Below are 9,317 nucleotides of genomic sequence, written 5' to 3'. Positions count from 1 at the left end.
TGCAGTTCAGGCTACTGAGTTGTGGCAGTTGACGATTCGCGGCCAGAGGCTGGGCAAAACAGGTAAGTAGGGTAGTGAGTGTGATTCAGAGAAACAGTTCCCCGCAGTCCGGCGGGCCCGAGCAAGTCGAAGCGGGAACGCCGACGACCGGCAAACCGAAGGGACTGACAGCGTCTCTGATTGCGGTCGGTGTCTTGCTTCTGGCGGCAGTGGTTGCGCTCGGTGTGTTCGGCGTCCCGTACGTTCGGGCGCTGACCACCGACCGCACCACCGCCGAGATGCGTGACGACGCGCTGATCGGTGCGCAGCAAGTCGCGATCAATCTCAACAACGCGGACTCGGCCAATCTCGACCAGTCGATCGAGAACATGCGTTCCTCGGTGACCGGTGACGAGATGACGACGTATCTGCAGACCGTTCAGGATTCGATCACCGACGAATTGCGTAACTCCGGCTCGAAGGCTGACACCGAGGTTGTGCAGTCCGCTCTGACCGAACTCAACACCGATGATCGGACCGCCACGGCTCTGGTCGTCGTTCGAGTGACCACGACGCAGGGCAACCAGTTCGTCAAGAACCAGCTCGGGATGCGGCTCGGAATGGTCGAGGTGGACGGGGTCTGGAAGGCGCAGTCGGCCGATCCGGTCGGATCGCGGGTCGACCTCGGCTCCGGCACTTTGCCGGCTGCCGACGGCTCCACGCCGGCACCCGATGCGACGCCCGCCCCCGGCTCGGGGACCGAAGCACCCGCATCCAGTGCTCCTGCACCGACAACCGAGGGTGGTGATTCCGGTGGCCAGTAGTTCTTCGAACCTGCACACCGACATCCCTCGAAGGAGAAGCGCGTAATGCCACCCAAACGTCGTACCGGCGGACCGTCCTCCCCGCAGAACCGTCGGCCGAAGATCGCGGGAAGTGCTCGCTCGCTCAACGTCCCCGCGGGGACGTCCGATTCGGATCCGGTCGAGCCCACTATCGAGCAGCCGGAAGCAGCGACACCAGAAGCAGCGGCTCCGGAAGCAGTGACTCCCGAAGCAGTGACTCCCGAAGCAGCGACACCTGAATCAGCGAAGCCGAACCTCGCGAAGGCGCAAGCCTCCAGTGCCGAGCCGGCGAAGTCTGAATCCGACGACCCGGAATCCACACCAGCCCCGGATCTCACCAAGCCGGCGAAGACCGTCGCCGAGGAACCGAAGGCCGCTTCCGAAGAGTCGAAGGCCCCCGCTGCCCCGGAGACGGACGCGGGGGAGTCGGCGACAACCTCCCCACCATCCAGGGCCGGCTGGCGCCTGGTCGCGATCCTGGGCGCAGCAGCGGTGGTCGTCGCGATCCTCGCGGGCGTCGCCTTCTTCAAAGTCGGCGCGAAGACGGACGACATCGCCTGGGTGGACGAAGGCGCCACGGCCGAGGTTCTTCGCGTGACGCCGTCGGCGTTGGCCGCAGTCTTCACGTTCTCACCCGACACGTTCGACGCCGATTTCGACAAGGGCGTCCAGGGCCTGAATCAGTCGATGCGTGACCAACTGACCCAGTACAAGGACACGCAGAAGGCCGGCGTCGAACAAACGCAGACGGCAACGACCGCTGATGTCCCGCTGATCGGGATCACGCGACTCGAGAAGGACCGGGCACAGTTGCTCGCCCAACTGAACGTCAGCTCGACGCAGAACGGCGTGGCCGCAGACTCTCGCTCAGGAATGGTCATCGTGAGCCTGGAGAAGCAGGACGGAAACTGGCTGATTTCTGAGATTCGCGACCAGTAGAACGCCAGTAGCCCCTGCGTACCAGCGCGAAGATCTGGACCGACGCACGATGTCGGTCCAGATTTTTCGTGTGTGACGCCGTTGCTCGCTACACTTCCGGTGGCAGTGTTCGAATGCAGGCGACGAATGTTCGAATGCTGCGACACGCGCTCGCGCCCTTGACGGGGCGGTCCGCAAGGTCCACTCTGATCGGTGAACATGCACGGACGAGTGATCGGCAGTCTCACGTCAGTATCTGAATTCGACCCTCAGTTACACCCGACTCGACATTTCCAGAGTAAGGGTGTACTTTTGGACGTTGCGCTGGCTGCCTCCTGTCCACCCCTCGTCTCAACCGCTGCGAAGTCAAGTACTTCTTGCTTTCTGCGACGGGTTTCGTTCGGGTTGTAACCAGCGAAATTCGAAGCAGATACAGCGGCGGTCGCAACAGCACGGAGCGGCCCGCGTGAGGTGCTGGAAGGACGCATCTTGGCAGTCTCTAGCCAGACCAAGGCAGTTTCCGGAATCCCCGGAGCCCCGAAGAGGGTTTCGTTCGCGAAAGTTCGCGAACCCCTCGAAGTTCCCGGGCTTCTTGACGTACAGACAGATTCGTTCGAGTGGCTGATCGGCGCGCAGAGTTGGCGCGAACGAGCAGCGGCACTCGGCGACAATGCAGTGTCCGGTGGTCTCGAGGACATCCTCGCGGAGCTTTCTCCGATCGAGGATTTCAACGGCACTATGTCGCTGTCCTTCTCCGACCCTCGATTCGACGAGGTCAAGGCCTCGACGGACGAGTGCAAAGACAAGGACATGACCTACGCGGCGCCGTTGTTCGTCACCGCGGAGTTCATCAACAACAACACTGGTGAGATCAAGAGCCAGACGGTCTTCATGGGAGATTTCCCGATGATGACCGACAAGGGCACCTTCATCATCAACGGCACCGAGCGTGTGGTCGTCTCGCAGCTCGTGCGTTCCCCCGGTGTGTACTTCGACATGAGCGTCGACAAGAGCACCGAGAAGGATCTGCACAGCGTCAAGGTGATCCCGGGTCGCGGCGCATGGCTCGAGTTCGACGTCGACAAGCGCGACACCGTTGGTGTCCGTATCGACCGCAAGCGTCGTCAGCCTGTCACCGTCCTGCTCAAGGCACTCGGCTGGACCACCGAGCAGATCACGGAGCGCTTCGGCTTCTCCGAGATCCTCATGGCCACGCTGGAGAAGGACAACACCGCCGGCACCGATGAGGCGTTGCTCGACATCTACCGCAAGCTGCGTCCGGGCGAGCCCCCCACCAAGGAGAGCGCGCAGACTCTGCTGGAGAACCTGTTCTTCAAGGACAAGCGCTACGACCTCGCTCGCGTGGGTCGTTACAAGATCAACAAGAAGCTCGGCCTTAACGCGGGTCAGCCGATCGTTGCATCCACGCTCACCGAAGAAGACATCGTCGCCACCGTCGAGTACCTCGTGCGTCTGCACGCAGGTGACACCTCGATGACGGCTCCGGGCGGCGTCGAGGTTCCCGTCGAGGTCGACGACATCGACCACTTCGGCAACCGTCGTCTGCGTACGGTCGGCGAGCTCATCCAGAACCAGATCCGCGTGGGCCTGTCCCGCATGGAGCGCGTGGTTCGTGAGCGCATGACCACGCAGGACGTCGAGGCAATCACGCCTCAGACGCTGATCAACATCCGTCCCGTCGTCGCTGCGATCAGGGAGTTCTTCGGAACCTCCCAGCTGTCGCAGTTCATGGACCAGAACAACCCGCTGTCGGGGCTGACGCACAAGCGTCGTCTGTCCGCCCTCGGCCCGGGTGGTCTGTCCCGTGAGCGCGCCGGCCTCGAGGTTCGCGACGTTCACCCGTCGCACTACGGCCGCATGTGCCCGATCGAGACCCCGGAAGGCCCGAACATCGGCCTGATCGGTTCACTGTCGGTCTACGCCCGCGTCAACCCGTTCGGTTTCATCGAGACCCCGTACCGTCGCGTCGTCGACGGACAGGTGACGGATGACGTCGACTACCTGACCGCCGACGAAGAAGACCGCCACGTGGTCGCGCAGGCCAACTCGGCCATCGACCGTGAGGGTCGCTTCACCGACTCGAAGATTCTCGTCCGCCGTAAGGGTGGCGAGGTCGAGTTCGTCGCGTCCTCCGACATCGACTACATGGACGTTTCGCCGCGTCAGATGGTGTCCGTCGCTACCGCGATGATTCCGTTCCTCGAGCACGACGATGCAAACCGTGCCCTGATGGGCGCGAACATGCAGCGTCAGGCTGTCCCGCTGGTTCGCAGCGAGGCACCTCTCGTCGGAACCGGCATGGAGCTGCGTGCAGCTGTGGATGCCGGCGACGTCATCATCACCGAGAAGACCGGTGTCGTGGAGGAGATCTCCGCGGACTACGTCACGGTGATGGCTGACGACGGAAGCCGCAAGACGTACCGGATGCGCAAGTTCGCGCGTTCCAACCAGGGCACGTGCGCCAACCAGCGTCCGATCGTGGACGAGGGACAGCGTGTCGAGGCCGGCCAGGTTCTGGCCGACGGCCCTTGCACCGAGAACGGTGAGATGGCGCTGGGCAAGAACTTGCTCGTCGCGATCATGCCGTGGGAAGGCCACAACTACGAGGACGCGATCATTCTGTCGCAGCGTCTCGTGGAAGAGGACGTCCTGACCTCGATTCACATCGAGGAGCACGAGATCGATGCCCGCGACACCAAGCTCGGTGCCGAGGAAATCACTCGCGACATCCCGAACGTCTCCGACGAGGTCCTCGCTGACCTCGACGAGCGCGGCATCATCCGTATCGGTGCCGAGGTTCGTGACGGCGACGTGCTGGTCGGAAAGGTCACGCCGAAGGGCGAGACCGAGCTGACCCCCGAAGAGCGCCTCCTTCGCGCCATCTTCGGTGAGAAGGCTCGCGAGGTTCGTGACACGTCCCTCAAGGTTCCTCACGGTGAGACCGGCAAGGTCATCGGAATCCGCGTGTTCTCGCGTGACGAAGACGACGATCTGCCTCCCGGTGTCAACGAGCTGGTCCGTGTCTACGTGGCACAGAAGCGCAAGATCCAGGACGGCGACAAGCTCGCCGGCCGCCACGGTAACAAGGGCGTCATCGGCAAGATCCTGCCGCAGGAAGACATGCCGTTCCTCTCGGACGGCACGCCTGTCGACATCATCTTGAACACGCACGGCGTCCCGCGTCGTATGAACATCGGTCAGGTCTTGGAGACCCACCTCGGGTGGATCGGCAAGACCGGCTGGAATGTTCAGATCGCGTCCGACGGCTCTCGTCCCGACTGGGCTGCGACCCTGCCGGAAGAGATGCTGTCCGCTCCGGCCGACTCGAACATCGCCACCCCGGTGTTCGACGGTGCGAAGGAAGACGAGCTCACCGGTCTCCTCGGCGCGACGCTGCCGAACCGTGACGGCGAGCAGATGGTCGGACCCGACGGAAAGGCCACCTTGTTCGACGGCCGCTCCGGCGAGCCGTTCCCGTACCCGGTTTCGGTCGGTTACATGTACATCATCAAGCTGCACCACTTGGTCGACGACAAGATCCACGCTCGTTCGACCGGTCCGTACTCGATGATCACGCAGCAGCCTCTCGGTGGTAAGGCCCAGTTCGGTGGCCAGCGCTTCGGTGAGATGGAGTGCTGGGCGATGCAGGCCTACGGCGCGGCTTACACGCTGCAGGAACTGCTGACCATCAAGTCGGACGACGTGGTCGGTCGAGTCAAGGTGTACGAAGCCATCGTCAAGGGCGAGAACATCCCCGAACCCGGCATCCCCGAGTCGTTCAAGGTGCTCCTCAAGGAGCTCCAGTCGCTCTGCCTCAACGTGGAGGTGCTGTCCTCGGACGGCGCGGCCATCACGATGGCGGACGGCGACGACGAGGACTTGGAGCGGGCCGCAGCGAACCTGGGCATCAACCTGTCCAGGAACGAAGCTGCGACGGTCGACGACCTCGCGAACTAGGTTTCGGTCCCCGGGTTGCTCTTGAAAGAGCAGCCCGGGGGCGTAGTTCACATTTGAATTGGCAGTCAGGTTGCCGGGTGACCGGCAACCGTAACCCCAACGGGGAAAGGAAGTTACGTGCTCGACGTCAACTTCTTCGATGAACTCCGCATTGGCTTGGCCAGTGCAGAGGACATCCGCAATTGGTCCTACGGCGAGGTCAAGAAGCCGGAGACCATCAACTACCGCACGCTCAAGCCCGAGAAGGACGGCCTCTTCTGCGAGAAGATCTTCGGCCCCACCCGGGACTGGGAGTGCTACTGCGGTAAGTACAAGCGTGTCCGCTTCAAGGGCATCATCTGTGAGCGCTGTGGCGTCGAGGTCACTCGCGCCAAGGTTCGTCGTGAGCGCATGGGTCACATCGAACTGGCCGCACCGGTCACGCACATCTGGTACTTCAAGGGTGTTCCGAGCCGTCTCGGTTACCTGCTCGACCTGGCTCCGAAGGATCTCGAAAAGATCATCTACTTCGCTGCCTACGTCATCGTCGGCGTCGACGAGGAGCTCCGTCACAACGAGCTGTCCACCCTCGAAGCCGAGATGCAGGTCGAGAAGAAGACCGTCGCAGATCAGCGCGACGCCGATCTCGAGGCACGTGCGCAGAAGCTCGAAGCCGACATCGCGGAGCTCGAGGCAGAGGGCGCGAAGTCCGATGTCCGCCGCAAGGTCAAGGACGGCGGCGAGCGCGAAATGCGTCAGCTCCGTGACCGCGCGCAGCGTGAGCTGGATCGTCTCGACGAGATCTGGACCACCTTCACCAAGCTGAGCGTCAAGCAGCTCATCATCGACGAGCTGCTGTACCGCGAGCTGGTCGACCGTTACGGCGAGTACTTCACGGGTGCGATGGGCGCAGAGTCCATCCAGATTCTGATGCAGAACTTCGACCTCGACGCCGAGGCAGAGTCTCTTCGCGAGACCATCCGCAGCGGCAAGGGCCAGAAGAAGCTGCGTGCTCTCAAGCGCCTCAAGGTGGTTGCGGCTTTCCAGACCAACGGCAACTCGCCGATGGGCATGGTCCTCAACGCTGTTCCGGTGATCCCGCCGGAGCTTCGCCCGATGGTTCAGCTCGACGGTGGACGTTTCGCGACGTCCGACCTCAACGACCTGTATCGCCGCGTCATCAACCGCAACAACCGCCTCAAGCGACTGATCGACCTCGGTGCTCCCGAGATCATCGTCAACAACGAGAAGCGGATGCTGCAGGAGTCGGTCGACGCCCTGTTCGACAACGGTCGTCGTGGACGTCCGGTCACCGGACCGGGTAACCGCCCGCTGAAGTCCCTGAGCGATCTGCTCAAGGGCAAGCAGGGTCGTTTCCGTCAGAACCTGCTCGGTAAGCGCGTCGACTACTCGGGTCGTTCCGTGATCGTCGTCGGTCCTCAGCTCAAGCTGCACCAGTGTGGTCTGCCCAAGCTGATGGCTCTCGAGCTGTTCAAGCCGTTCGTGATGAAGCGTCTGGTCGATCTGAACCACGCGCAGAACATCAAGTCGGCAAAGCGCATGGTCGAGCGCAAGCGCGTCCAGGTGTGGGACGTCCTCGAAGAGGTCATCGCCGAGCACCCCGTGCTGCTCAACCGTGCACCTACGCTGCACCGTCTGGGTATCCAGGCATTCGAGCCGCAGCTCGTCGAGGGTAAGGCCATTCAGCTCCACCCGCTGGTGTGTGAGGCCTTCAACGCCGACTTCGACGGTGACCAGATGGCTGTTCACCTCCCGCTGTCGGCAGAGGCTCAGGCCGAGGCACGCATCCTGATGCTGTCCTCGAACAACATCCTCTCGCCTGCTTCGGGTCGCCCGCTCGCCATGCCGCGTCTGGACATGGTCACGGGTCTGTTCCACCTCACCCGTCTCGACGAGGGTGTCACCGGTGAGCTCATTGCTCCGACCAACGACGAGGCAGAGCAGGGCGTGTACTCCTCGCCCGCCGAGGCTCAGATGGCGGTCGACCGCGGCGCTCTCTCGGTGCAGGCTCAGATCAAGGTGCGTCTGACGCAGCAGCGTCCGCCGCGCGACCTCGAGAACGAACTGTTCCCCGAGGGCTGGAACTACGGTGACGGCTGGACCGCCACCACGACACTCGGCCGTGTGCTCTTCAACGAGCTGCTTCCGGCGGACTACCCGTTCGTCAACGAGCAGATGCCGAAGAAGCGCCAGGCGACGATCATCAACGATCTCGCCGAGCGGTACCCGATGATCGTGGTTGCACAGACCGTCGACAAGCTCAAGGACGTCGGGTTCTACTGGGCCACCCGTTCGGGTGTCACGGTCTCGATTTCCGACGTGCTCGTGCCGCCGGAGAAGCCCGCCATCATCGAGGACTTCGAGGCTCAGGCCGACAAGATCGAGAAGCAGTACCAGCGTGGTGCTTTGGACAAGAAGGAGCGCAACAGCGCTCTGGTCACCATTTGGCAGGAAGCGACCGACAAGGTCGGCAAGGCCATGGAGGCTCACTTCCCCGACAGCAACCCGATCCCGATGATCGTGAAGTCCGGCGCAGCCGGCAACATGACTCAGGTTCGCTCGCTCGCCGGTATGAAGGGTCTGGTGACAAACCCGAAGGGTGAGTTCATCCCGCGTCCGATCAAGTCTTCCTTCAAGGAAGGCCTGACCGTTCTCGAGTACTTCATCAACACGCACGGTGCTCGTAAGGGTCTGGCCGATACCGCACTCCGCACCGCCGACTCGGGTTACCTGACCCGTCGTCTGGTGGACGTTTCGCAGGACGTCATCGTCCGCGAGGTCGACTGTGGAACAGAGCGCGGCATCGTCACCACGATCGCCGAGAAGCAGGCCGACGGCACGATGATCCGCGATGCTCACGTGGAGACCAGCACGTACGCCCGCACCTTGGCGGCCGATGCAGTCGACGCGAACGGCACCGTCATCGTCGAGCGTGGCCACGATCTCGGTGACCCCGCGATCGATGCTCTGCTCGAGGCCGGCATCACGACGGTCAAGGTCCGCTCGGTCCTGACCTGCACCACCGGCACCGGCGTTTGTGCCACCTGCTACGGCCGCTCGATGGCCACCGGCAAGCTGGTCGACATCGGTGAGGCTGTCGGTATTGTCGCCGCTCAGTCGATCGGTGAGCCCGGTACCCAGCTGACCATGCGTACCTTCCACCAGGGTGGTGTCGCAGGAGATGACATCACCGGCGGTCTGCCGCGTGTCCAGGAGCTGTTCGAGGCACGTGTGCCCAAGGGCAAGGCTCCCATCGCGGACGTCACCGGTCGGGTACAGCTCGAAGACGGCGATCGTTTCTACAAGATCACCATCGTTCCGGACGACGGCGGCGAAGAGGTTGTCTACGACAAGCTCAGCAAGCGTCAGCGTCTGCGCGTCTTCAAGCACGCCGACGGTCGCGAAAGCCTCTTGGCTGACGGTGACCACGTCGAGGTCGGACAGCAGCTCATGGAAGGTGCTGCCGATCCCCACGAGGTCCTGCGAGTCATGGGTCCGCGTCAGGTTCAGATCCACTTGGTCAACGAGGTCCAGGAGGTGTACCGGAGCCAGGGTGTGTCGATCCACGACAAGCACATCGAGGTCATCGTGCGCCAG

General features: G+C 62.9%; 4 protein-coding genes. All 4 read left to right on the top strand.

Going from position 1 to position 9,317, the window contains the following annotated elements; genetic code table 11:
* Positions 1-74: 74 nt before the first annotated feature.
* A complete protein-coding gene (locus ACFQ6H_RS27815) occupies positions 75-803 on the top strand; it encodes a hypothetical protein (protein ID WP_308251467.1) in 729 nt (242 codons plus the stop codon).
* 45 nt (positions 804-848) lie between these two features.
* A complete protein-coding gene (locus ACFQ6H_RS27810; protein WP_378650076.1) occupies positions 849-1,763 on the top strand; it encodes a hypothetical protein in 915 nt (304 codons plus the stop codon).
* Positions 1,764-2,213: 450 nt separating this feature from the next.
* Entirely contained in the window at positions 2,214-5,720 is a 3,507-nt protein-coding gene (gene rpoB, locus ACFQ6H_RS27805; protein WP_378447187.1) for a DNA-directed RNA polymerase subunit beta, read from the top strand.
* A 117-nt stretch (positions 5,721-5,837) separates the two neighbouring features.
* The coding region (locus ACFQ6H_RS27800) for a DNA-directed RNA polymerase subunit beta' (RefSeq protein WP_378650074.1) at positions 5,838-9,317 on the top strand (3,480 nt) is incomplete at its 3' end.

Origin of the sequence: Rhodococcus sp. NPDC056506 (assembly GCF_042794945.1) — a bacterium.
Classification (GTDB): Bacteria; Actinomycetota; Actinomycetes; order Mycobacteriales; family Mycobacteriaceae; genus Rhodococcus_F.
This window is presented reverse-complemented; position numbering and strand designations above follow the sequence as displayed.